At 67.4% G+C, this 22707-nt stretch carries 21 protein-coding genes; 12 read left to right on the top strand and 9 right to left on the bottom strand.

The annotated features are described in order from the left end of the window. Positions 1 to 22 precede the first annotated feature (22 nt). Positions 23 to 994 (bottom strand): sugar-binding transcriptional regulator, encoded by a 972-nt coding sequence (locus MRBLWO12_RS05305; protein ID WP_363553399.1) that lies wholly within the window; start codon positions 992 to 994, stop codon positions 23 to 25. A gap of 102 nt (positions 995 to 1096) precedes the next feature. Here MRBLWO12_RS05305 and MRBLWO12_RS05300 point away from each other — a divergent pair, with 102 nt between their 5' ends. From MRBLWO12_RS05300 to glpK, 3 genes are all read left to right on the top strand, one after another. Beyond that, on the top strand, positions 1097 to 2806 hold the full coding sequence (locus tag MRBLWO12_RS05300; protein ID WP_363553397.1) for a glycerol-3-phosphate dehydrogenase/oxidase: 1710 nt from the start codon (positions 1097 to 1099) through the stop codon (positions 2804 to 2806). Between the two features lie 92 nt (positions 2807 to 2898). After that, positions 2899 to 3651 carry an MIP/aquaporin family protein gene (locus tag MRBLWO12_RS05295; RefSeq protein WP_363553395.1) on the top strand — a complete coding sequence of 251 codons (753 nt, stop codon included), beginning with the start codon at positions 2899 to 2901 and terminating at the stop codon, positions 3649 to 3651. A gap of 28 nt (positions 3652 to 3679) precedes the next feature. Continuing rightward, positions 3680 to 5194, top strand: a complete 1515-nt coding sequence (glpK, locus tag MRBLWO12_RS05290; RefSeq protein WP_363553393.1) for a glycerol kinase GlpK — start codon at positions 3680 to 3682, stop codon at positions 5192 to 5194. Between the two features lie 49 nt (positions 5195 to 5243). Here the strand turns inward: glpK and MRBLWO12_RS05285 are convergent, their stop codons facing one another. Further along, on the bottom strand, positions 5244 to 6125 hold the full coding sequence (locus MRBLWO12_RS05285) for a LysR family transcriptional regulator (protein ID WP_363553391.1): 882 nt from the start codon (positions 6123 to 6125) through the stop codon (positions 5244 to 5246). A gap of 78 nt (positions 6126 to 6203) precedes the next feature. Here MRBLWO12_RS05285 and MRBLWO12_RS05280 point away from each other — a divergent pair, with 78 nt between their 5' ends. Beyond that, complete coding sequence (locus MRBLWO12_RS05280) at positions 6204 to 7121, top strand: EamA family transporter (RefSeq protein WP_363553389.1); 918 nt, start codon at positions 6204 to 6206, stop codon at positions 7119 to 7121. An 8-nt stretch (positions 7122 to 7129) separates the two neighbouring features. Here the strand turns inward: MRBLWO12_RS05280 and ffh are convergent, their stop codons facing one another. The 4 genes from ffh to MRBLWO12_RS05260 all read right to left on the bottom strand — a co-directional run bounded on the left by ffh (position 7130) and on the right by MRBLWO12_RS05260 (position 10483). After that, positions 7130 to 8686, bottom strand: coding sequence for a signal recognition particle protein (ffh, locus tag MRBLWO12_RS05275; protein ID WP_363553387.1), 1557 nt, complete (start codon positions 8684 to 8686; stop codon positions 7130 to 7132). A gap of 13 nt (positions 8687 to 8699) precedes the next feature. Next, complete coding sequence (locus tag MRBLWO12_RS05270; RefSeq protein ID WP_363553385.1) at positions 8700 to 9200, bottom strand: RNA polymerase sigma factor; 501 nt, start codon at positions 9198 to 9200, stop codon at positions 8700 to 8702. Next, on the bottom strand, positions 9197 to 9811 hold the full coding sequence (locus tag MRBLWO12_RS05265; protein ID WP_363553383.1) for a hypothetical protein: 615 nt from the start codon (positions 9809 to 9811) through the stop codon (positions 9197 to 9199). Before MRBLWO12_RS05265 ends, MRBLWO12_RS05270 begins: the two co-directional genes overlap by 4 nt. An 84-nt stretch (positions 9812 to 9895) precedes the next feature. Then, entirely contained in the window at positions 9896 to 10483 is a 588-nt protein-coding gene (locus MRBLWO12_RS05260; RefSeq protein WP_363553381.1) for a TetR/AcrR family transcriptional regulator, read from the bottom strand. Positions 10484 to 10581: 98 nt separating this feature from the next. On the opposite strand from MRBLWO12_RS05260, the gene lipB reads away from it, so the two are divergent. Together lipB and lipA are read left to right on the top strand one after the other, a co-directional pair. Beyond that, a complete protein-coding gene (gene lipB / locus MRBLWO12_RS05255; protein ID WP_414685442.1) occupies positions 10582 to 11220 on the top strand; it encodes a lipoyl(octanoyl) transferase LipB in 639 nt (212 codons plus the stop codon). Further along, positions 11217 to 12206 (top strand): lipoyl synthase, encoded by a 990-nt coding sequence (gene lipA, locus MRBLWO12_RS05250; protein ID WP_363553377.1) that lies wholly within the window; start codon positions 11217 to 11219, stop codon positions 12204 to 12206. The genes lipB and lipA overlap by 4 nt, the downstream gene beginning before the upstream one ends. 9 nt (positions 12207 to 12215) lie before the next feature. Here the strand turns inward: lipA and MRBLWO12_RS05245 are convergent, their stop codons facing one another. The 3 genes from MRBLWO12_RS05245 to smc all read right to left on the bottom strand — a co-directional run bounded on the left by MRBLWO12_RS05245 (position 12216) and on the right by smc (position 17244). Continuing rightward, a complete protein-coding gene (locus MRBLWO12_RS05245) occupies positions 12216 to 12716 on the bottom strand; it encodes a DUF2004 domain-containing protein (protein ID WP_363553375.1) in 501 nt (166 codons plus the stop codon). A gap of 43 nt (positions 12717 to 12759) precedes the next feature. Next, positions 12760 to 13632, bottom strand: coding sequence for a signal recognition particle-docking protein FtsY (ftsY, locus tag MRBLWO12_RS05240; RefSeq protein WP_141872180.1), 873 nt, complete (start codon positions 13630 to 13632; stop codon positions 12760 to 12762). Positions 13633 to 13698: 66 nt separating this feature from the next. After that, a complete protein-coding gene (gene smc / locus MRBLWO12_RS05235) occupies positions 13699 to 17244 on the bottom strand; it encodes a chromosome segregation protein SMC (protein WP_363553373.1) in 3546 nt (1181 codons plus the stop codon). 519 nt (positions 17245 to 17763) lie between these two features. Here smc and MRBLWO12_RS05230 point away from each other — a divergent pair. The 6 genes from MRBLWO12_RS05230 to MRBLWO12_RS05205 all read left to right on the top strand — a co-directional run bounded on the left by MRBLWO12_RS05230 (position 17764) and on the right by MRBLWO12_RS05205 (position 22700). Continuing rightward, the gene (locus MRBLWO12_RS05230) at positions 17764 to 18036 is read left to right on the top strand and encodes a hypothetical protein (RefSeq protein ID WP_363553371.1); all 273 of its coding nucleotides are present in this window, start codon (positions 17764 to 17766) and stop codon (positions 18034 to 18036) included. Positions 18037 to 18050: 14 nt separating this feature from the next. Beyond that, positions 18051 to 19142 (top strand): GNAT family N-acetyltransferase, encoded by a 1092-nt coding sequence (locus MRBLWO12_RS05225; RefSeq protein ID WP_363553369.1) that lies wholly within the window; start codon positions 18051 to 18053, stop codon positions 19140 to 19142. Then, on the top strand, positions 19139 to 20218 hold the full coding sequence (locus MRBLWO12_RS05220) for a GNAT family N-acetyltransferase (protein ID WP_363553367.1): 1080 nt from the start codon (positions 19139 to 19141) through the stop codon (positions 20216 to 20218). Before MRBLWO12_RS05225 ends, MRBLWO12_RS05220 begins: the two co-directional genes overlap by 4 nt. 100 nt (positions 20219 to 20318) lie before the next feature. After that, positions 20319 to 21014 carry an ABC transporter ATP-binding protein gene (locus tag MRBLWO12_RS05215; protein WP_363553365.1) on the top strand — a complete coding sequence of 232 codons (696 nt, stop codon included), beginning with the start codon at positions 20319 to 20321 and terminating at the stop codon, positions 21012 to 21014. After that, positions 21011 to 22330 carry a permease gene (locus MRBLWO12_RS05210; protein WP_363553363.1) on the top strand — a complete coding sequence of 440 codons (1320 nt, stop codon included), beginning with the start codon at positions 21011 to 21013 and terminating at the stop codon, positions 22328 to 22330. Before MRBLWO12_RS05215 ends, MRBLWO12_RS05210 begins: the two co-directional genes overlap by 4 nt. A 52-nt stretch (positions 22331 to 22382) precedes the next feature. Beyond that, a complete protein-coding gene (locus MRBLWO12_RS05205; RefSeq protein WP_363553361.1) occupies positions 22383 to 22700 on the top strand; it encodes a hypothetical protein in 318 nt (105 codons plus the stop codon). The last annotated feature ends 7 nt before the right edge of the window (positions 22701 to 22707 follow it).

The following is a 22707-nucleotide window of genomic DNA, read 5'->3' as shown; positions in this document are numbered from 1 at the left end:
AGCTCAGTCGTCGACGAACAGCTCAGTCGTCGACGAGTTGTCGCGCGAGGCCTTCATCGAGCACCACGTCGGTGATGAGGTCTGCCGCGATGGCGGCACGCAGGCTCACGAGCTTAGGGATGCCGGAGACGACGCACACCCGGCGAGGGACCCGCCGCAGGCGATCGAGCCCCGGCCCTGTTGCTCGCGCGTTGACCCTGATATCACGCCATGAGCCGTCAGAGCGGAAGAACACCGTCGCCACATCGCCGATCGCATGATCCTCTCGAAGACTCCGGTAGTCGTCGCGACCGAGGTAGCCGCCCACGTAGACGCGGCTCGGCACCTCCGCCGCCGGGGAACCGAGGCTGAAGACGGCGATGTCCATCTTGGCCTGCAGGTCGAGAACCCTGCGTGTGCTGCGCTCACGCCACATGGCCTCACGCGTCGCCGGATCGTCGAAGAACGCCGGCACGGGGAACTGCTGCACCTGCGCGCCGAACGCGCTACCGAATCGCTGCAGGATGTCGCTGGAGTACTCGACACCACTGGTCTGCGTGTTTCCCGCACCGTTGAGCTGCACGAAGGTCGTGTTGTGGGTCTCCTTCTGCGTCAGACCGCGGCTGACCGCGCTGATCGTCGAACCCCATGCGACGCCGATGATCATGTTCGAGTCGACGAACTGCGAGAGGAGCCTGCCGGCGGTCAGCGCGACCCGCTCCAGCCGTTCGACCTCGCTCACGATCTCAGACATCGGGACCACGTGCGCCGCCACACGATGGCGATCACGGATCCGCTGCTCCAGAATCCCCAGCCGCTCGAGGGGTGAGTTGATCCGGATGTCGACCAGTCCGCTCTCGCGCGCGAAGCTCAGCAGCCTCGACACCGACGAGCGGGAGGTACCCAACTCCTGGGCGATCACCTCCATGGTCTTGTCCTGCATGTAGTAGAGCTGCGCAGCAGTGAGCGCCGCGATCAGCTTCGAATCGCGGGATTGCGCGCCGGGGTCGGCCATGGGTTCCTCCTCGCCCTCGATCCTTGCACATATGTGCAGTGGACTTGCGCACAGCGTTCCACAGGTCGATGCTGGGTGGCAAGCAAGGAATAGGGGTCGAAGATGATCGAGTCGACGCACTCGTCAGCGGAACGCGCTGAGGTACGCGCAGTCCGTGAATCCGGACGCACGAGCGTCCTTCTCATCGGTGGCGGGATCAACGGCATCTCCGCATTCCGGGATCTGGCACTGCAGGGAGTCGACGTCCTCCTCGTCGAACGCGGAGACTTCGCCTCGGGCGCCTCATCCGCCTCGAGTCACATGATCCACGGTGGCATCCGGTATCTCGAGAACGGCGAGTTCCGTCTCGTGCGCGAGTCGGTCGAGGAGCGCAACGGTCTGCTCAAGATCGCTCCCCACTACGTCAAGCCGCTGCAGACGACCATCCCGATCTACTCGACCTTCTCGGGGATCCTGTCCGCTCCGTTGCGTTTCCTGACGCACCGCAGCGGCAAGCCGCAGGAGCGCGGCGCCTTCCTGATCAAGATCGGCCTGACGATCTACGACACGTTCTCCCGTGACGGCGGCAGCGTCCCCCGGCACCGCTTCCTCGGGCGTAAGCGCTCGCTCGCGGAGCTCCCCTCGCTCGACCCGAACATCAAGTACACCGCGACGTACTATGACGCTTCGATGCATGACCCGGAGCGCCTCGCGCTGGACGTCCTGCAGGACGGTCTTGCCGCCCACCCCGCAGCCAAGGCCCTCAACTACGTCGAGGCGATCGGTCGCGACGGAGACACCGTGCTCCTTCGCGATCGTGAGAGCGGCACGGAGTTCGCGGTAGCGGCGGACGTGGTCGTCAACACCTCCGGCCCCTGGACGGACCTCACCAACGACGCGCTGGGCACGGACACCCGTTTCATGGGCGGAACCAAGGGTTCGCACATCGTGCTGGACCACCCGGAGCTGCTCGAGGCGACCCGCGGCCGCGAGATCTTCTTCGAGCACTCCGACGGACGTATCGTGCTCATCTACCCGCTCAAGGGGCGCGTGCTCGTCGGCACCACCGACATCGACGCGGATCCGCGCGAGGTCGCGGTGTGCACCGAGGAGGAGGTCGACTACTTCTTCGACCTCATCCACCACGTGTTCCCGCAGATCGACGTGAACCGCGACCAGATCGTGTACCGGTTCTCCGGCATCCGCCCGCTCCCCCGCCACGAAGACACGGCACCCGGCTTCGTGTCGCGCGACTACCGCATCGAGGTCGACGAGAAGGGCTCCGTGCCGCTGGTCAGCCTCGTCGGTGGCAAGTGGACCACCTTCCGGGCTCTGGGCGAGTCCCTCTCGGACGTGGTTCTCGGACTCATCCACCGCACCCGCACCGTATCCACGGCAGGGCGGGCCATCGGCGGCGGCCGGGACTTCCCCCGAACCGAGAAGGCGAAGCGCATCTGGATCCAGGAGTACCTCCCCGGCGCCGGAGACCGTGCCGAGAAGCTGCTCGCCCGCTATGGCACCCGCGCCGCGCAGGTCTGGGAATACGTCGAGCAGGGCACGGACGCCCCTCTCGCCGGCGGCGACCTCTCGACGCGCGAGCTCGAGTGGATGGTGCACAACGAGATGGTCGCGCGTCTGCAGGACGTCATCCTGCGTCGAACGAGCATCGCCTTCACCGGAAACGCCGACGCACAGGTCATCGATGAGATCGCGGACGCGCTCGCCCCGCTGCTGGGCTGGGATCGTGCGCGGCACGACGCCGAACTCGAGCAGACGCGTGAGCTGCTGAACGAAAGGCATGGACTCCACATCTCGTCGCGCACCCGCGGCTGACGAGATCTCCGACCGTCGCCCTCCTTGCGACGCTCTCCCATCCAGGTGTCACGGCAGAGGGGCCGTGACCCGCATGAAAGGTCAATGAAGACATGGCTGATGTCAATCTCGGTCTCTACTTCCTCTCGGAGTTGGTGGGCACAGCGATGCTCATCCTGCTCGGATGTGGCGTGGTCGCCAACGTCGCCCTGGCGAAGAACAAGGGCTTCGGTGGCGGCTTCCTGATGGTGAACTGGGGATGGGGCCTCGCGGTCTTCGCCGGTGTTCTGGTGTCCGCCTACTCCGGCGCCATCCTGAACCCCGCCGTCGGCGTGGGTCTGCTGATCTCCGGCACCATCACTTTCACGATGTTCCTGGTCGCCACCGGCGCCGAGTTGCTCGGCGCCATCATCGGTGCCGTCGTGGTGTGGCTCGCGTACAAGCAGCACTTCGACGAGGAGCCTGAGGCGGCGAACAAGCTCGGCGTCTTCTCGACCGGCCCGGCGATCCGCTCCTACGGCTGGAACCTCGTCACGGAGATCATCGGCACCTTCGTGCTGGTGTTCGTGATCCTCGCGTTCGCCGACTACGGCGACATCGAGGTCGGAACGCCCGGAGGCCTCGGACCGCTCACCGCGCTGCCCGTCGCCCTGCTCGTCGTCGCGATCGGCGCCTCGCTCGGTGGACCGACCGGATACGCGATCAACCCCGCCCGTGACCTCGGCCCGCGTATCGCTCACGCGATCCTCCCCATCAAGGGCAAGGGCTCGAGCGACTGGTCCTACTCGTGGGTCCCGGTCGTCGGTCCGCTCATCGGTGGCGCGATCGCTGCCCTCGCAGCACCCGTCCTGCTCCACCTCGCCTGATCCCACCTGAATTCAAAGGAGAACACACATGGCTGACTACATCCTCGCCATCGACCAGGGAACGACCTCGAGCCGCGCGATCATCTTCGACAAGAAGGGGAGCATCATCGCGACGGGCCAGAAGGAGCACGAGCAGATCCTGCCGAAGGCCGGCTGGGTCGAGCACGACGCGTCCGAGATCTGGCGCAACGTGCAGGAGGTCATCGGTCTGGCTCTGAGCCGTGCCGACCTGACACGCCACGACATCGCCGCTGTCGGCATCACCAACCAGCGCGAGACCGCGGTCGTCTGGGACAAGACCACCGGCAAGCCCGCCTACAACGCCATCGTCTGGCAGGACACGCGGACGCAGGACATCGTCGACCGCCTGGCTGCGGACGGCGGAGTGGAGCGCTTCAAGCCGATCGTCGGCCTTCCGCTGGCGACCTACTTCTCCGGCACCAAGATCGCGTGGATCCTGGAGAACGTCGATGGGGCACGCGAAAAGGCCGAAGCCGGAGATCTGATCTTCGGCACCACCGACAGCTGGGTGCTGTGGAACCTGACGGGCGGTGTCGACGGCGGCGTGCACGTGACCGATGTGACCAACGCATCGCGCACGATGTTCATGGACCTCGAGACGCTCGAATGGCGTGACGACATCCTCGACGCCTTCGGCGTGCCGCGGTCGATGATGCCGGAGATCCGCTCCTCCTCCGAGGTGTACGGCGCCGCGGAGGACTCCTCGCTGCTGCGCGAGACCCCGATCGCCGGCATCCTGGGTGACCAGCAGGCTGCGACGTTCGGCCAGGCGGCGTTCCAGCAGGGCGAGAGCAAGAACACGTATGGCACGGGCTGCTTCCTGATCTTCAACACGGGCGAAGAGATCGTCCACTCGAAGAACGGGCTGCTCACGACCGTCGGCTACAAGCTCGGCGACCAGCCCACGCACTACGCGCTGGAGGGCTCCATCGCCGTCACCGGGTCGCTGATCCAGTGGCTGCGCGACCAGCTCGGGATCATCTCCTCGGCTCCCGAGGTCGAAGAGCTCGCCGACCAGGTCGAGGACAACGGCGGCGTGTACATCGTCCCCGCGTTCTCCGGTCTGTTCGCCCCGTACTGGCGTCCGGACGCCCGCGGCGCCATCGTCGGCCTCACCCGCTACGCGAACAAGAACCACATCGCTCGCGCAGCGCTCGAGGCCGTCGCCTTCCAGACGCGTGATGTGCTGGATGCCGTGAACGCGGACGCCGGCGTGGATCTCACCGAGCTCAAGGTCGACGGCGGCATGGTCGCCAACGACGCGCTCATGCAGTTCCAGGCGGATGTCCTCGGTGTCCCGGTCGTGCGTCCGGTGGTCGCGGAGACCACAGCGCTCGGCGCCGCGTACGCCGCCGGCCTCGCGGTCGGGTTCTGGAACGGTCTCGACGACCTCTCTGCCAACTGGCAGGAGGACGAGCGCTGGGAGCCCTCGATGGAAGACGCCGAGCGCGACCGTCAGCTGCGCCTGTGGCGCAAGGCCATCACGAAGTCGATGGACTGGGTCGACGACGACGTGAAGTGACCTCGTATCACTGAGAGGCGGGTCCGGGAGCTTTCCCGGGCCCGCCTCTTCACGTGGGCACGACGGCATCGACGACGCGAAGGAAGGCCCGGGCGACGCTGCGGGGAGCATCCGCGTCCCACGCCGCATACTCGATGCGGACCGGCCCCTGGCGAACCGGAACCGCGATCACGTCGCGAGCCCCTCCCGCCACGACGCCGGGGGCGAGGAGACTCACTGCGAGGTCCGCCGTCACCAGGCCGAGGATGAGTTCCGCCGAGTCTGCCTCGAAGGCGACGTCTCGCTCGACTCCCGCCTCGCCGAACGCCACGTCGCTCTGGGCCCGCCCCGATGTGCCCGCCGGGAAATCTGCGAAGGTCATTCCACCGAGGTCCGACAAAGCGACATCGGCGCGGCGTGCGAGTGCATGCGTGCGTGGAACAGCAACGACCAGCCGCTCGCGCCCGATCTCGCGAACGGCGACACCTCGTGGCAGAACTTCTTCGCGAAGACCGAGGAGTGCGACATCGAGCTCGCCGGAGCGGACGTCGGCGACCAGTGCGTCGCTGTTCCCTACCCGGAGTTCGACGCGTGCGGACGGATGCTCCGTGCGGAACCTCACCAGCGCTCCGGGGACGTCGATGGCGGTGACGGTTGGGATGACGCCAAGCCGCAGCGTCCCGACCACGTTCCCCGCCGTAGCGGCTGCATCTTCCCTGGCACTCTCGATCGCACGCAACGCTTCGCGCGCGCGTGCGACGAAGGCGCTACCCGCCTCCGTCACGCGTACGCTTCGGCTCGATCGGACGAACAGCCGCTGACCGAGTTCGCGCTCCAACGCGGCGATCTGGTGGCTCAATGCGGACTGCGTGACGAAGCAGTGTTCGGCCGCACGCGTGAAGTTCGACGCATCGGCGACCGCGACGACGTAGCGGAGCTGAGAGAGGTCCATTCATCCATGATCACTGCTCATTGATCACATGACAAACATGCGTTGGACTCATTTGTCCGCGGTCCTCAGGCTGGAATCATGAATCGTTCGACCACGGTGCTGCTCACCGCCCTCGCCCCCATCGCCTGGGGCACGACCTACCTCGTCACCACCAGCCTCCTGCCTCCGGGGCATCCGCTGTTCGCCGGACTCATGCGTGCACTGCCTGCCGGTCTGCTTGCCGTCGCGATCAGTCGGAAACTGCCTCAGGGGACGTGGTGGCTCAAGTCGCTCGCGCTCGGAGCCCTCAACATCGGAGCCTTCTTCCCGCTGCTGTTCCTCGCTGCGGAGCGGCTGCCCGGAGGTGTCGCGGCTGCAGTCGCAGGCGTGCAGCCTCTTCTGGTACTCGCCCTCGGCGCGCTGGTGGTGCACGAACGGATCCGAGCGACCACGGCGGCCGCAGCGCTCGCGGGTGCCGGCGGGGTCGCTCTGGTCGTGCTCGGTCCGGCCGCGGAGCTGGACACCGTGGGCATCGTCGCCGCCATCGGCGGCGTGACCGCCACGGCATTCGGCATGATCCTGACGAAGCGCTGGGGCCGGCCGGAGGGAGTAGGGCCCGTCGCCTATGCAGGCTGGCAGCTGACCGGAGGAGGGCTGGTGATCCTGCCGCTCGCGCTTCTCCTCGAGGGCGTTCCCTCGCAGATCGACGGATCCGCCCTCCTGGGATACCTCTGGTTGGCGACTGGCGGGGGAATCGTCGCCTACACGCTGTGGTTCCGCGGCATCCAGAAGCTCCCGGTCATCGCGCCCGGGCTGCTCGCGCTGCTTTCGCCGATCGTCGCCACCCTTCTGGGTATCGTCGTGGCCGGTGAATCCTTCACCTCTGTGCAGGTCGCCGGATTCGTCATCACGATCGCCGCGCTCATCGGCGGACAATTCGCCGCCCGGCCACGTCAGCTCCCCGCGGGAGCCCCCGCGCGCCGATCAGCGTCCGCACCTCAGCCGATACGGCGCTGACGTAGCGCTCAGCTCTTGCCGAAGAGCTTCTGGATCTCGGCCAGGTCCGCCTCGGTCGGCGCCTTGGCACCCCCACCGAGACCGAATCCGGAGCCCGTAGGCGTGGACGTCTGAGCCACCCCTGCGTTCTCGGCCGCGCGCTTGGCCGGGTTCCCCGAGCGAGAGCCCGCCGAGGACTTGCCCTTCTTGCCGCGCTTGGATGACGCACCGGGGCGTCCCATTCCGGGCACGGCGCCCATCCCCGGAATGTTGGGCGTGCCACCGCGTGCGACGGTCTTCATCATCTTCGCGGCCTGATCGAATCGCGCGACCAGCTGGTTCACGTCCGTGACGGTCATGCCGGATCCACGCGCGATGCGCAGGCGGCGCGAACCGTTGAGCACCTTGGGGTTGCGGCGCTCCCCCGGTGTCATCGAGCGGATGATCGCCTCGGTGCGGTCGATCTCGCGCTCGTCGAAATCATCGAGCTGCTGCTTCATCTGCCCCATGCCGGGAAGCATCCCCAGCATCTTCTTCATCGAGCCCATCTTCTTCATCTGCTGAAGCTGGTCGAGGAAGTCTTCGAGGGTGAACTGCTCTGTCGCGAGCTTCTCGGCCATCTTCATGGCCTCGTCCTCATCGAACGCCTGCTGAGCCTGCTCGATGAGGGTGAGGATGTCACCGAGGTCGAGGATGCGGCTGGCCATGCGATCGGGGTGGAACGGCTCGAGGTCCTCGAGACGCTCGCCCGTGGAGGCGAAGATGATCGGACGTCCAGTCAGCGAGGCGACCGAGAGCGCCGCACCGCCGCGCGCGTCTCCGTCGAGCTTGGACAGCACGACACCCGTGAAGTCGACGCCTTCCTGGAACGCCTTGGCGACGTTCACGGCGTCCTGACCGATCGTGGCGTCGATGACGAAGAGGACCTCGTCAGGGTCGACCGCCTTGCGGATGTCGGACGCCTGCTTCATGAGCTCGGCGTCGACACCCAGTCGACCGGCGGTGTCGATGATGACCACGTCATGCTGCTGCCGACGTGCGTAGTCGACGCCGTCACGCGAGACCTTGACCGGGTCGCCGACGCCGTTTCCGGGCTCGGGCGCGTAGACGGTGGCGCCCGCCTGCTCTGCGACGACCTGAAGCTGATTGACGGCATTGGGACGCTGGAGGTCTGCGGCGACGAGGAGCGGCGTGTGCCCCTCCCCTTCGAGCTGCTTGGCCAGCTTTCCGGCGAACGTCGTCTTACCGGACCCCTGGAGCCCCGCGAGCATGATGACGGTCGGGGCCGTCTTCGCGAACTGCAGTCGGCGCTGCTCCCCGCCGAGGATCTGCACGAGCTCCTCGTTGACGATCTGCACGACCTGCTGTGCCGGGTTCAGAGCCTTGTTGACCTCGTCGCCCAGCGCACGCTCGCGCACCTTCGCGGTGAAGTCCTTGACGACGGACAACGCGACGTCGGCGTCGAGCAACGCGCGTCGGATCTCGCGCACGGTGCCGTCGACGTCGGCCGGGGTGAGCTTTCCCTTCGTGCGAAGGTTGCGGAAAGTCTCGGTGAGCCGATCGGAGAGCGTGCCAAAGGTAGCCATGGTGCTTTAGATTCTACGCGAGCGGAGCCTCGACGCTCAGCGCGACTCGAAGCTGCGCCTTCGCCCGCTGGTAGCGCCCCCGCGCGGTGGACGCCGGGATGCCGAGAAGCTCTGCGGCATCCGTCAGCGAGAATCCGTCCCAATGCACGAGACGCACGATCTCGGCCTCATCCGGTGCGAGCCGGGCGATCGCATCGCGCACCTCCGCACCTGTGTCCGCTGCCGGCGCGGAGAGGTCGCCCGTGACATGCACTCGGATGCGGTCGGCCAGCGCCCACCGTCTCCGCGCGCCACGCGCATGGTTGAGCAGCGTGCCCCGCGCGATGCCGAACAACCACATGCGCGCCCGCTCCGAATCATCCGGGAGATCACCCACGCGCCGCCACGCGACGACCATGGTCTCTCCGAGCAGGTCCGGGCCATCGTCGACACCGACCCGACGCTCGAGGTAGGCCAGCAGGTCGCCGGCACTGCGCTCGAGTGCACGCGTCAACCGCGTGGCGTCGCGGCTCACTCCGCACCCCAATCCTCGGCATCGCAGTGGACCTGACCGTGCGAATCCGTGCCGTCGAGCACGTCGCTCGTGAATCCGTGGGCAGCGAGCTCCTCGTGGAGCAGCTGCCCCACCGCCTGATCGTGCGCGGTCCACGCGGCCAGGTCCGCTCGGCGCGGATCCTGCTGCACCGCAGGGTCGTCGGCAGTGGACGCCTCGATCGTCGCGAGGTACTTCGGGACGAGGGGCGCCGCCGCGGCTTCGACGTTCGTGGTCGCGAACCAGTCGTCCACGACACGATTGACCTGGGCGTTCAGGATCGGATCGTGCGTGTCGAGTGCACTGAATCGCAGTTCGCACTCGCCCCAGGTGGGCGACGTGTAGGTGTAGACGCGGTCAGGATTGTCCAGCCCCGGGCCCCAGAGCCAGTCGCCCGATGCGGTGGCGATGCCGGCTCCGCCGATGAGCACCAGCGCCAGCGCCCCACTGATCAGAGCATTGCGCCGGGTTCGACGCGGAGAGCGCGCTTCGTCGCGCGCCGCGACGATCATCGCGCGCGTGTCCGACAGCTCGACGCGTCGCTGCGCAGGGGCCGCGGCGTTCAGCACGACATCCAGGCGATCGATGGTCATGAGATTCCTCCTCGTTCGAGTGGCAGTTCACTCCTGACCTGTCCGCTGCGCCACGAATCGTCCGCGGCACCCTCTTTCTCCCTCCTAGATCCCCCAAGGGAGATCGTGGATGGTGCCGAGAGCGTCGAGGAGCACCGTCTCGGGCGTGCTCCGTCCTGCCCCCTGCTCAGCCCACACCCGCAGAGACGACAGCACGGCGGTCGCGTGAGCAGAGCCCAGGATGTCCGCTCGGATGACGTCGACACCGGAGGCGACGGCGGCGTCTGCGATGCCCGACGACAGGCGCGCATGGCGGAGACCGGTATCGCGCACCAGTTCCTCACGAAGACCCATCGCTGCCGCGTTGCGCAGGGCGAGGGCGAGCGGGTCGGGCTCGAATCCCCGCACGATCCGCATGAGGATATCGCGCGCCGCATCTCCTCCGGCGCTGGCGCCGAGCTGATGGAACGACTGGAGCGCCTGCTCGATGCGCTCGTCGATCCCCGACCAGAGCACATCACTCTTCGAGGTGAAGTAGTTGAAGAAGCTCGACCTGCTCACACCTGCGCGCTGCGTGATGTCGGCGACGGATGTCCCGTCGTAGCCGCGCTCCAGAAACAGCTCGCAGGCCGCTTCCGCCAAGGTCTCGCGAGATGACGCCTTGGGGCGTCCGGCGCGGGCAGTCGAACTCATGTCTTCACGCTACCGCGAGGTGCGCCGCGCGCATCCGGAGCGCCTCCACGGGAGTATTGTTAGACCCGATCCAAGTAATCCTTCGACAGGAGACCCGCATGCTGGATATCGTCACGGCTGGACTCGCTCCCCACCTTGTTCCCTACCTGGAGGGGTGGGAGCTGCAGAGACGCATCCACGCGGACGTCGTCAACGGAACGCGACAGGACACGCTGATCATGCTGGAGCATGAGGCCGTCTACACCGCGGGAAAGCGCACTGAGGCGCATGAACGACCGACAGATGGCACCCCGGTCGTCGACGTCGACCGGGGCGGCAAGATCACCTGGCATGGCCCAGGACAGCTGGTCGGATACCCGATCGTGCGACTGCCCGAGCCCATGGATGTGGTCGCCCATGTGCGTCGCCTGGAGCGGGTGCTGATCGACGTCCTGCGGCCGCTCGGAGTGGACGGCTACCAGGTCGACGGCCGCAGCGGCGTCTGGGTGCGTCGGCCTCTCTCGGAGGACAAGGTCGCGGCGATCGGCGTACGGGTGCAGCAGGGTGTCACGATGCACGGCTTCGCCATCAACTGCGACAACAGCCTCGCCGGGTTCCGCGGGATCATCCCGTGCGGCATCACCGACGCCGGCGTCACCACCGTGAGCGAGGTCGTCGGTGCCGATGTCTCCCCCGCCGACATCCTCGACCGCGTCACGGACGCGTTCACCACCGAGTACGCAGGAGTTCCCGCATGACCGCCGCCCCCGAAGGACGCAAGCTGCTGCGCCTGGAGATCCGCAATGCCGAGACGCCGATCGAGCGCAAGCCCGAGTGGATCAGGACCAAGGCGAAGATGGGCCCGGAGTACACCGCGCTCCACTCCCTCGTGAAGAGCGAGGATCTGCACACCGTGTGCCAGGAGGCCGGCTGCCCGAACATCTTCGAATGCTGGGAGGACCGCGAGGCGACCTTCCTCATCGGCGGTTCGCAGTGCACGCGTCGCTGCGATTTCTGCCAGATCGACACCGGCAAGCCTACGGACTACGACACCGATGAGCCGCGCCGCGTCGCCGAGAGCGTCGCGAATATGAACCTCCGCTACGCCACCGTGACGAGTGTGGCCCGCGACGACCTCCCCGATACCGGGGCATGGCTCAACGCCGAGACCGTTCGGAAGATCCACGAGCTCAACCCGAACACCGGCGTCGAACTGCTCGCGAACGAGCACAACGCGGATCCCGCCTTCCTCGGCCAGATCTTCGACGCCCGCCCCGAGGTGTTCGCGCACAACGTCGAGACGGTTCCCCGGATCTTCAAGCGCATCAGGCCCGCCTTCCGGTATGAGCGCTCTCTCGATGTGCTCACGCAGGGTCGCAACGCCGGACTCATCACGAAATCGAACCTGATCCTCGGCATGGGCGAGGAGCCGGAAGAAGTCGTCCAGGCTCTTCACGACCTCCACGACGCCGGGTGCGACATCATCACGATCACGCAGTACCTGCGGCCGTCGCCGCGCCATCTCCCGGTGTCCCGATGGGTGAAACCCGCCGAGTTCGTCGAGTTCAAGGAGGAGGCGGAGCGGATCGGGTTCCTCGGCGTGCTCGCCGGCCCTCTGGTGCGCTCCTCGTACCGGGCCGGACGCCTCTGGGCGCAGTCGATGATCTCGAAGGGACGGGACATCCCGCCGCACCTCTCGCACATCGCCGAGAGCGCCGATCTCGGCTTCGCCCAGGCGGTGTGACGCGAAGCGTCAGTCGGCGCTCATCACCGACTGCACGCTGCCGTCGGAGCCCAGGTTCACCAGCAGGACATCATCGGTGGAGTCGGGGTCGAGCGCGTACTCGAGGACCGCGAACGGCTCCGACCCGCCGTGTTCGTCGGCGAGAAGCGTCATGCTCATCAGCCGGAGCGACCGGATGATGTCGACGGCAGGGTCGCCCGAGACGTCCACCAGGACCTCCTCGAGCTCGTCGCCGTAGGTCTCCTGCTGCTGAAGGATGTACTCGGTCACCTCGCTGGTGCGGTCATCCACTTCGGCGAGCATTCCGCGGCGTGCGGTGTCGTCCACGCTCTCCAGTCCGGCGATCAGCGACGCGGCGATGTCGAGCGCCTCCGAGGAGACGTCGTCCTGATCGGGCGCGGTCAGATCGACGGTGACGCTCTGGTCGCCGAGCTCCACCGTCTCCGACCAGAAGATCGAGCCGTCGGGACCCGAAGACAGGAGTCCGAAGTAGTCGTGTTCGATCGCCATAACGCTATGAAACCAGCCTCGTGCTCGGTGCGGTAGTCCCTCGTCATCCGACGAGAGATTGAACGAAGACGTGCGGGGTGAAACCGGTCAGATCATCGATGCCTTCGCCCTGTCCGAGGAGCTTGACGGGGATACCCGTCCGCTCCTGCACGGCAAGGACGAATCCGCCTTTGGCGGAGCCGTCGAGCTTGGTGAGCACGAGCCCGGTGACCCCGGCGTGCTCCAGGAATGCCTCCGCCTGGAGAACACCGTTCTGACCTGTCGTCGCATCCAGCACGAGAAGAACCTCGCTGATCGGCGCCTGCTTCTCGATCACCCGGCGGATCTTCGTGAGCTCATCCATCAGGCCGCCCTTGGTGTGCAGGCGTCCGGCCGTGTCGATGATCGCGATCTCGATGCCCTCCCGCATCGCGTACTCCACGGTCTGGAAGGCGACGGAGGCCGGATCCTGCCCCTGCTGCTGCGGGCGGACGATCGCCGCTCCCCCGCGCTGTGCCCAGGTGGCGAGCTGGTCGACCGCAGCGGCGCGGAACGTGTCGGCCGCGCCGACGACGACGCTGCGCTGGTAGCCGCGAAGGAACTTGGTGAACTTGCCGATGGTCGTCGTCTTGCCGACGCCGTTGACGCCGACGACCAGCACGACTGCGGGGCGCTCAGTGAGCTTCAAGGTCGTGTCGAACTTCGCGAAGTGCTCCTCGAGCGTCTCACGCAGCATCCGCTGAAGATCCTGCGGATCCGTCGTGCGGAAGCGCTCGACCTTCTCGCGCAACTCCTCGACCACGCGCTCGCTGATGTCAGGGCCGAAGTCGGCCGTGATGAGCGCTGTCTCCAGGTCCTCCCAGGTCGTCTCATCGATCGTGGGCTTGACGAACATGCCGCGCAGTGCGCGACCGAGGGACCAAGACTTCTCCGCCATGACTCCAGCCTACGTGTCAGGTGGCATCCGGAGATGCAGCGCGACGCCCTCAGAAGTCTCTGACGCTCAGCTGGCAGCGGCCGCGCGATCGCCCACGCGCTGTCCCACTACCGCCGAGACGCCGTCCTGGCGCATCGAGACGCCGTACAGCGCATCCGCGATCTCCATCGTGCGCTTCTGGTGCGTGATGATCAGCAGCTGAGAGCTCTCGCGGAGCTGCTCGAACACGGTCAGCAGGCGGCCGAGGTTCGCGTCGTCGAGCGCCGCCTCCACCTCGTCGAGGATGTAGAAGGGGCTCGGGCGGGCCTTGAAGATCGCCACGAGGAGGGCGACGGCCGCCAGCGACCGCTCCCCACCGGACAGCAGCGAGAGACGCTCGATCTTCTTGCCGACAGGCCGCACCGACACCTCGATGCCGGTGGTGAGCATGTTCTCCGGATCCGTGAGCGAGATGCTCCCCGTTCCGCCGGGGAACAGCAGCGGGAAAACCTCGCCGAACGCTTCCTTCGTGTCTTCGAAGGCGCTCGCGAAGATCGTCTGCATCCGCTCGTCCAGGTCAGCGATGATCGTCAGCAGATCCTGTCGCGTCTGAGTGAGGTCGGCGAGCTGCTCGGTCAGGAACGCATGCCGCTGCTCGAGCGCGGCGAACTCCTCGAGCGCGAGCGGGTTCACTCGTCCGAGCTGCGCCAGCTTTCGCTCGGCCTCGTTCAGACGCCGTTGCTGGATGCGACGATCGAACGGGATCGCCGTGTCGTCCTTGCCTTCGTCGCCCTCGACAACGGTGAGCGGATCGCGCGGAACCGGCTGATCGGGTCCATATTCCGCGATCAGAATATCTTCGTCGAGAGCAAGCTCCGAAGCGACCCTCTCGAGCAGGCTGTTGAGGTGGAGCTTCTTCTCGTGGATCTGCAGCTCGAGACCGTGCACGCTCTCGGTGAGTCCGGCGAGACGTTCGCGCAGTGATGTCTCCTGTGCGCGCAGCACCGTCAGCTCCTGGTTCTGAGCCGACCGCGCGGACTCCGCCTCGGCCAGGGCGACACGTGCCTCCGTGACCGAACGGTCCAGGGAATCGAGGATTCGGGGCAGTTCCTCAGCCACACCCGACGCGGACTCCCGCTGCGCGCGCCGGATCACCGCACGCCGCGCCGCTTCGGCCGCCGCTCCGCGCTCCTGCTCGCGCTGACGCTCGAGTGCGGTCACTCGCGCCTGCGCGGCACGCACGCGCTCGCGGAGCGTCTCGATCTCCAGTCTCGCCCTGACCTCGCCCTCGCGTGCGGACTCCAGTGACTCCAGAAGCCCATCGCGCGCCGATGCGTCGAGCACCGGGCGCGGAGCTGCGATCGCCTCCTCCAGCGCGTCCTTGGTCTGCTGCGCCTTCGCCTCCGCGTCGGACACAGCGGCCTGCGCCTGCGCGAGTCCGGCCTCCAGCCGCTCGCACTCGGCGACGGCGGCCTCATGCTGCACGGTGATGCGGTTCACCTGCTCGGCGTGGGTGGCCAGCGCGGCATCGTGCTCGCGGAGCGCGCGCAGCGCCTCTTTGGCGTTGCGCCGTGTCGTCTCGACGCTCTCGTTCGCATCCTCACGCGCTTCGCGCAGCGAGTCCACCACGACCTGGATCTCAGCCAGCCGCTCACTGGCGGCATCCCGCTCTGCAGCGAGTTCCAGTCGCGACCGCTCTCCACCGGAGCCGGTGCGCAGGGTCTGGGCGGTGATCACGTCGCCCGCCACTGTCACGATGGTCGTCGTCGTGTCGCCGGCGACGTCGAGAGCCGCCCGCGCTGCACGCGCCGCACCGAAATCGTCGGCGATCAGCACGTGCGCGAGGATGCCGAGCACGCCGGCCGGGGCCGTCACGGTGTCCACTGCCGGTGTCACACCCGTGAGATCCGGCAACGACAGCGTCGGGCCGGCCGCATCGGCGACGACGAAGTCGACCACTCCCCGCCGCGCGTCCGCGGCCTCCGCCGCGAGAGCGAACGCGTCTTCGGAGGAATCCACGAGTACGCCTTCTGCGAGGGGGCCGAGCACGGCAGCGAGGGCGGCCTCGAAGCCCGCGCGCACCTGCACCGCGTCGCCGACGAGTCCCCGCACGCCCCGCGCACCCGTCTTCACGATCTCAGCCGCACCCCCGGAGATCGCCAGCGCGCTGCTGAGCGCGGCGGCCTTCGCGGTGAGCGCATCGACCTCGCGCTCCGCCGCATGCAGACGTTCGCGCAAGGCTTCGCGTTCGGCCTCCGCCGTGGTCGCCGCGCGCTGAGCGCTGTCGTACGCCACAGAATGCTCGGCTGCCGTGCCCTCGGGTGCCTCGGCGTCGTCGATCGCCTCGAGAGCGTCGGCCGCCTCCCGGCGTCGCTGATGCGCGGCTTCCAGGGCGTTCTCCTGCCGGAGGACCGCGCCGCGCACGGCGGCCAGCGCGGAAGCCGCGGCGTCGGCCGTGCCCCGCAACGTGTTCAGCCGCATGTCGTACTCCGAGACGAGCGCGCTCTGCTCGGCGATGTCCACATCGAGGGTGTCGAGCTCCGCCCGCGCGTTCATGACCTCGCGACTCGCCGTCACAGCGGCGTCCTGCGCATCACCGAGGCCGGCGGAGATCTCGGTGATCTCGTCCTTCGCCTCATCGATCGTGCTCTGGGTGACGGTGATCGCGGTCACCGCCGCATCGTCCTCCTCGGACCCCAGCAGCGCGAGGCGCTGGTTGGCGAGGGTGTAGAGACCGCGCATGCGCTCCTGCACCTGCTCGAGTCCGAACGCCACACTGCGCGCCTGATCGACGGCCACGGAGTTCTGATCCTGCTCGAGGCGGGCGATCCCGGCACGTACCCCCTCGGCCTGGTCGGTCAGCACGAGGCGTTCGGTATGGCGCTCATGCTCCGTGCGCGTGTGATCTGCGAGCGCCGTACGCAGTGCGACGACGTCATCCGCGAAGATGCGGGCCTTCGCATCGCGGACGACCGCCGCGATGGTCTGCGCCTCACGGGCGATCTCGGCCTGTCGTCCGAGCGGCTTGAGCTGTCGCCGGATCTCGCCGGCCAGGTCGCTGAGGCGCGTGAGGTTCGACTCCATGGCGTCGAGCTTGCGGAGGGTCTTCTCCTTGCGACGCCGATGCTTGAGGATCCCGGCCGCTTCCTCGATGAACCCACGACGGTCCTCCGGGGAAGCCTGCAACACCGTGTCGAGACGTCCCTGGCCGACGATCACGTGCATCTCACGCCCGAGCCCGGAGTCGCTGAGCAGCTCCTGCACATCGAGCAGTCGGCAGTTGTCTCCGTTGATGGCGTAGTCGCTGGAGCCGTTCCGGAACAGGGTGCGGCTGATCGTCACCTCAGCGAACTCGATCGGTAGGGCGCCGTCGCTGTTGTCGATCGTCAGCTGCACCTCGGCGCGTCCGAGCGGACCGCGCGTCGACGTGCCGGCGAAGATGACGTCTTCCATCTTGCCGCCGCGGAGCGTCTTCGCGCCCTGCTCGCCCATGACCCAGGCCAGCGCGTCGACGACGTTCGACTTGCCGGAGCCGTTGGGTCCGACGATGCAGGTGACCCCTGGTTCGAAGACGAAACTGGTGGGTTGCGCGAACGACTTGAACCCTTTGAGCGTCAGGCTTTTCAGATGCATGCGGGCACCGCTCGTCGGGGGAGAATCACGCCCACACGCTACCGGAATCCCGCCGATCCACCCGCATCCCGCGCGGTGTGAGCGCGAACCGGGGCGCGCCGCGACACGCCGCGATCACACCACGATGCTTGACGAGTCCGCGCGCCGTTCGCTACGGTAGGCCACCGGATCGCCACACACGAAGGAGGTTACCGATGATCACTCCAATGAACGCACAGGCCACAGGCCTCGCCGCGCACGCATTCTCTGCGCCGCGCCATGCGCACTCGGTAGCCACCGGCATCCGTCTCTGCGCAATGTCCTAGAACCGCACTCGGAGACTCTCGACCCCCTCAGGTGTCGGGTCTCGACTGTTCTTCTGCGCCCGCTCGCCTGATCTCCGGATCACGCGACCTCCGCCACCCCGGCATCCGCCGACCGTGTGGCTCCGGACCCTCGTCACTCTGCGCGAGCTCCGTCCGCGACCCGGCATGACTCCGGGCACGCGCTTCTCGTCACCTCTTCTTCGAAGGAATCATCGTGAACACCACGCTGTCCCACAGCACCACCCACCCGCCCGATACCGAGGACCGACAGGTCCTGCATATCCCCGCACCCGCAGAACTGCGGCAGCTCGCACTGGCAGATCGTCTGTCGCTCCGCTTCGGGCTCTGGCTGTTCGAGCGGGCGCAGCGTCCGCGTCGTCGTCGCGCCACGACGACCACCGAACCGCTCTTCCTCGGTGACAGGAACCTCTCGCACCGCGAGTCGATCGCCCTGCTCACCTACGACCTGCAGCGCCAGCTGCGATGACCGGGAGTCTCCCTATGGCGATCGCCACTCTCACGGCCAGGGCGACCCTGCATCCGCTCGTGCTTCCGGTACGAGCGGATGCAGCGGATGCGGGCGAGTTCCACGAGCTCGCCCGCGTCCGCAACGCCGTGTATCGCGAGCTCACCGGACGCGACGAACAGGACCTGTCGCCGGCCGAGCTGCTCCCCCTGCTGCGTTCACGCACGGAGCGGACGACGTACGTCTGGACCATCCGACAGGAGGGCGAAGTCGTCGGTCGCACCGTCGTCGATGTCCCTCACGACCCGGGTTCCCGGGTCGTCATCGCCACGATAGAGCTGCTCCCGCGCGTGTGGGGGCAGGGCATCGGTACCGCCGTGCTCCCCCACGTCGAGGCCATCGCGCGCGATCACGGACGGTCGGTGATCCAGAACTGGACGGAGCAGCAGGCGAGCGACGGTCCGCGGATCGAGGCGCCGACCGGCTTCGGCAGCGTGCCCCGGGATCACGTCGCCCGATTCCTGCAGAACAACGGATTCGGCCTCGAGCAGGTGTACCGCGTGAGCCATCTCGCCCTGTCCGAGCGCGTCGACACTCATGTCGACGCGCTTCTCACCGAAGCTCGCCTCGCCGCCTCCGACTACCGTGTCGTGCACTGGACATCACCCACTCCTGCTGAGCGCATCGATGACTATGCATGGCTCAAGTCGCGTATGTCGACGGACGCCCCGTCGGCCGGTCTCGACACCGACGAGGAGAAGTGGGATGCCCGGCGCGTGACCGAGATGGAGGAGCGGGTCGACCAGATGGGAAAGACCCTCCTGGTCGTCGCTGCTGAGCACATCCAGACCGGACGACTCAGCGCCTTCACCGAACTCGGCATCGGTTCCGACCACAGCGCGACCACGCACCAGAACGACACCCTCGTGTTGAAGGAACACCGCGGACATCGTCTCGGGATGCTCCTCAAATGCGAAGCTCTGCGTCTCTGGCGCGACCTGATGCCGGAATCGACGCTCGTCATCACCTACAACGCCGAGGAGAACCGGCCGATGCTCTCCATCAACGAAGCCATCGGCTTCTCCCCCATCGCATACGAAGGCGCCTGGAAGAAGGAACTGACATGACCACCGCAGACTTGACGATCACCCCGCTCACCGTCCCGAAGAGCGTGGACGACGCGGACGCGGCCGACTTCATCGCCTTCGGCGAGCTCAACCGGCTCGTCTGCGACGAGGAGGTCGGCCTTCCGGACCTCTCCCCCACGGCCTCGCAGATGCTGGCGTCCTGGCAGGACGAATCCGACTCGCTCCACGTCGGCTACATCGCCCGCCGCGGCGGAGACATCGTGGGCATGGTGACGCTCGCGTACGCGCAGGAGGAGCACGCGAAGGCGGCAGAGTTCGATCTCCTGGTCCCGGCGGCACACGCGCACGAGTGCATCGCGGAATCGCTGCTGCTCTACGCCGAGGAGGACGCTCGTCGCCGAGGACGCGATGTGCTGCAGACCTGGACACTCCATCGTCCCGCGCACACCGAGGACGCTCTGGTGCCGAAGACCGGCTGGGGGCGGATCCCGTCGACCGCGTTGTCGCAGCTGCTCGAGGCGCACGGGTACGGCTTGGAGCAGGTCGAACGCAACAGCGAACTGGATCTGCATGCGGACCCGGGGATTCTCGAGCGCGCGCTCGCGGAGGCCACCGCGTTCGCGGGCCGCGACTACTGCGCCCTGGCCTGGGAACTGCCCACGCCGCCTGCGCTGCGCGACGGGTACGCCGCGGTGCTCGCCCGACTCGTCACCGATGCGCCCAGTGGGGACATGGAGTTCGACGAGGAGACCTGGGACGCCGATCGGGTCGCGCGTCGCGACGTGCGCATGACGAGCGCGGGCCAGCTGGTCGCGGTCTCGGCGGTCGAGTACGTGCCGACCGGTGAGATCGTCGCGTACAACGAACTGCTGATCGGGCCGGACCGCGCGGGAGTGACCCACCAGTTCGGCACGCTGGTGGCCACGGAGCATCGCGGCCACCGTCTCGGCACGATCGTGAAATGCGCGAACCTCCTGCGATGGCGAGAACTCGCACCCCAGTCACCACGCGTCTCGACGTTCAACGCCGAGGAGAACCGCCCGATGCTCGACATCAACGAGGCGCTCGGATTCGTCCCCGTCTCGTATGCGGGCGCCTGGCAGAAGAAGATCTGAGGGCGTGCGGTGCCGAACTCATCCTCCGGGATGACGCCGGCACCGCACCTTCATCCGCCCGACCGACGCTTCAGCGGAGCCGCGCAGCGAGGCTGGAAGCATGAACGTTCCCGTCATCGAAGCCCATGCTCTCCAGAAGACCTTCGGCGTCACCCGTGCTCTCGCGGGTGTCGACCTCGCGATCCATCGCGGCGAGTCCGTCGCGATCATGGGTGCATCAGGATCGGGCAAGACGACTCTCCTGCATGTTCTCGCCGGGATCATCGCCCCGGACTCCGGATCCGTCACGTTCCGGCCGGCCGAAGGGGCCGCGATCGAGGTCACCGCGCTCAGCGAATCCGCCCGCTCACGTCTCCGGCGCGAGCGCTTCGGCTTCGTCTTCCAACAAGGACTGCTGATCCCGGAGCTCACCGCTGTGGAGAACGTCGCTCTCGCATCGATGATCAACGGCGTATCCCGCAAGGATGCCGTCCCCCACGCTGCCGCGTGGCTCGCCGCCCTCGGCCTCGCGGGAATGGAGGACCGCCGCATCGGTGAGCTCTCCGGCGGGCAGGCGCAGCGCACCGCCATCGCCCGGGCACAGGCGACCGGTGCGGAACTCGTGTTCGCCGACGAGCCTACCGGGGCGCTGGATTCGCGTACCTCCTCCGAGGTGATGGACGCACTGCTCTGGTCGACGACCGGTCAAGGACGCACGCTGGTCGTCGTCACGCACGACGCCGACGTCGCCGCGCGCTGCACTCGCACGATCGCGGTCCGCGACGGACGCATCATCTCAGCGGCGGTCAACGCATGAACCGTCACGTGCTGGCGCTTCTCCTTCGTCCTGCGCGGGGACAGGGCAGCCTGGTGGCGCTGCCCATCATCGCCTTCGGCGTCGTCACCACGCTGGTGCTCACCGTCATCGGCGGTGCACAGTCCTTCTGGAGCTGGACGGACGGGTACGCCGGGCTGTACCAGGCGCTCGCCGCGATCGCCCTCGTCCTTCTCGTCGTCCCCCTGATGTCGCTCGGTGGTGCCGCAGCCCGTCTCTCCGCACGGCGGCGCGACGAACGACTCTCCACACTTCGTCTGCTGGGCGTCACACCGGGTGGTGTGGCCGTGGCGACCGTGACGGAGTCGATGCTCCTCGCTGGCGCGGGCGCGCTCGCCGGCGTCCTCGGATACCTCGCCGTCAGTCCGTTGATCGCGCTCATCCCGTTCCGCGGTGAGGCGCTCGGGATCTCGGGAGTGCTGCTTCCTCCCCTGCCGGTCCTGGCTGTCGTCGGCGGGGTGCTTCTGATCGCCGCCTCGAGCGCCGTGATCGGACTCCGACGCGTCGTGATCTCGCCACTGGGAGTGCGCACTCGAGCCGCGGCGACGAGTGCGCATTGGATCCGTGCGGTCGTGGCGGCCTGCGTCCTCGCGATCGCCTTCGTGCTGATCAAGGTCTTCCCCTCGGTCGGTGGCCTGGTCACGACGATCGTCGTGCTGTCCGTGCTGTTCGGCGGCGCTCTCGCCGTGCTGAACCTGGTCGGACCGTGGGTGCTCAAAGTCGCCGCGCAGCGCCAGCTCCGTCGTGCCGAATCGCCCGAACGGCTGCTTGCGGCACGCATCGTCCTCGACTCCCCGCAGGCGGCCTGGCGCCAGATCGGCGGCATCGCGATGGCCAGCTTCATGGCCGTCTTCGCCGGCACCGGCGTCTCGCTCATGGGACTCATGAACGCGGAAGGCTCTTCCGCGGACGCCGCTCTCGCTGTCGACATGCGTACGGGGCTGATCATCACCCTGATCGGATCGTTCCTGATGGTGGCCGCCTCTGTCGGGGTCAACCAGGCGTCCGACGTGCTCGATCAGCGGGAACTGCATGAGAGTCTGCATCGTCTCGGGATGCCCTGGAGGACGGTCGACCGTGCCCGTCGGCGCGCGATCATGTCGCCGTTGCTGATCACCGCGATCGGGTCAGCGCTGTGCGCAGGCATCCTGGTGTTCCCGCTCCTGGGCATCGCTCTCATGACCACGCCGGAGTCGCTCCTCACCATCGCGGCCGTGCTCGGCGCGGGGATCGGTGTGGTCTGGGCCACCACACGAGCGACGCGCCCGCTTCTCGCCCGGTCGTTCGCCACCGTGTGACGAGCGCCGGGTCTTCGGGCACGAGGCCCGGCGCAATGCATATCATCTCTCTATGCGGCAAGACGCGATATCGCGCATCCTCAGCGTCACCACGACCCTGGACGATGCACTCGATGAGGATCAGCTCGCGGCGGTGCAGGATCTCATCGAGCTCATCACACAACCGCTCAGCCGCGCCGACATCGAAGCCCTCATGTCGCTACTGCCCTATGAAGGAGACACAGCCCATGGCCTGAGCTGGGCGGTGCTCCACACTATCGAGGCAGCCCCCATCTGGCCGCTATGGGACGTGCTCGCCGATATCGATCATGAATGGGTGGAGGTGCTCATCGCCAGGATCCGCAACGGCGATCACCTCGCCCTCCGCTGAACCCCCG

Source organism: Microbacterium sp. LWO12-1.2 (assembly GCF_040675875.1).
Taxonomy (GTDB): Bacteria; Actinomycetota; Actinomycetes; order Actinomycetales; family Microbacteriaceae; genus Microbacterium.
Note: the sequence above shows the minus strand (reverse complement) of the source record. Positions and strands in the feature narration are given on the sequence as shown.

Excerpts from the sequence above, each read along its gene's own strand:
- MRBLWO12_RS05305 (WP_363553399.1), bottom strand. The coding sequence starts at position 994 with ATGGCCGACCCCGGCGCGCAATCCCGCGATTCGAAGCTGATCGCGGCG.
- MRBLWO12_RS05300 (WP_363553397.1), top strand. The coding sequence starts at position 1,097 with ATGATCGAGTCGACGCACTCGTCAGCGGAACGCGCTGAGGTACGCGCA.
- MRBLWO12_RS05295 (WP_363553395.1), top strand. The coding sequence starts at position 2,899 with ATGGCTGATGTCAATCTCGGTCTCTACTTCCTCTCGGAGTTGGTGGGC.
- glpK (WP_363553393.1), top strand. The coding sequence starts at position 3,680 with ATGGCTGACTACATCCTCGCCATCGACCAGGGAACGACCTCGAGCCGC.
- MRBLWO12_RS05285 (WP_363553391.1), bottom strand. The coding sequence starts at position 6,125 with ATGGACCTCTCTCAGCTCCGCTACGTCGTCGCGGTCGCCGATGCGTCG.
- MRBLWO12_RS05280 (WP_363553389.1), top strand. The coding sequence starts at position 6,204 with ATGAATCGTTCGACCACGGTGCTGCTCACCGCCCTCGCCCCCATCGCC.
- ffh (WP_363553387.1), bottom strand. The coding sequence starts at position 8,686 with ATGGCTACCTTTGGCACGCTCTCCGATCGGCTCACCGAGACTTTCCGC.
- MRBLWO12_RS05265 (WP_363553383.1), bottom strand. The coding sequence starts at position 9,811 with ATGACCATCGATCGCCTGGATGTCGTGCTGAACGCCGCGGCCCCTGCG.
- MRBLWO12_RS05260 (WP_363553381.1), bottom strand. The coding sequence starts at position 10,483 with ATGAGTTCGACTGCCCGCGCCGGACGCCCCAAGGCGTCATCTCGCGAG.
- lipB (WP_414685442.1), top strand. The coding sequence starts at position 10,582 with ATGCTGGATATCGTCACGGCTGGACTCGCTCCCCACCTTGTTCCCTAC.
- lipA (WP_363553377.1), top strand. The coding sequence starts at position 11,217 with ATGACCGCCGCCCCCGAAGGACGCAAGCTGCTGCGCCTGGAGATCCGC.
- MRBLWO12_RS05245 (WP_363553375.1), bottom strand. The coding sequence starts at position 12,716 with ATGGCGATCGAACACGACTACTTCGGACTCCTGTCTTCGGGTCCCGAC.
- ftsY (WP_141872180.1), bottom strand. The coding sequence starts at position 13,632 with ATGGCGGAGAAGTCTTGGTCCCTCGGTCGCGCACTGCGCGGCATGTTC.
- smc (WP_363553373.1), bottom strand. The coding sequence starts at position 17,244 with ATGCATCTGAAAAGCCTGACGCTCAAAGGGTTCAAGTCGTTCGCGCAA.
- MRBLWO12_RS05225 (WP_363553369.1), top strand. The coding sequence starts at position 18,051 with ATGGCGATCGCCACTCTCACGGCCAGGGCGACCCTGCATCCGCTCGTG.
- MRBLWO12_RS05220 (WP_363553367.1), top strand. The coding sequence starts at position 19,139 with ATGACCACCGCAGACTTGACGATCACCCCGCTCACCGTCCCGAAGAGC.
- MRBLWO12_RS05215 (WP_363553365.1), top strand. The coding sequence starts at position 20,319 with ATGAACGTTCCCGTCATCGAAGCCCATGCTCTCCAGAAGACCTTCGGC.
- MRBLWO12_RS05210 (WP_363553363.1), top strand. The coding sequence starts at position 21,011 with ATGAACCGTCACGTGCTGGCGCTTCTCCTTCGTCCTGCGCGGGGACAG.
- MRBLWO12_RS05205 (WP_363553361.1), top strand. The coding sequence starts at position 22,383 with ATGCGGCAAGACGCGATATCGCGCATCCTCAGCGTCACCACGACCCTG.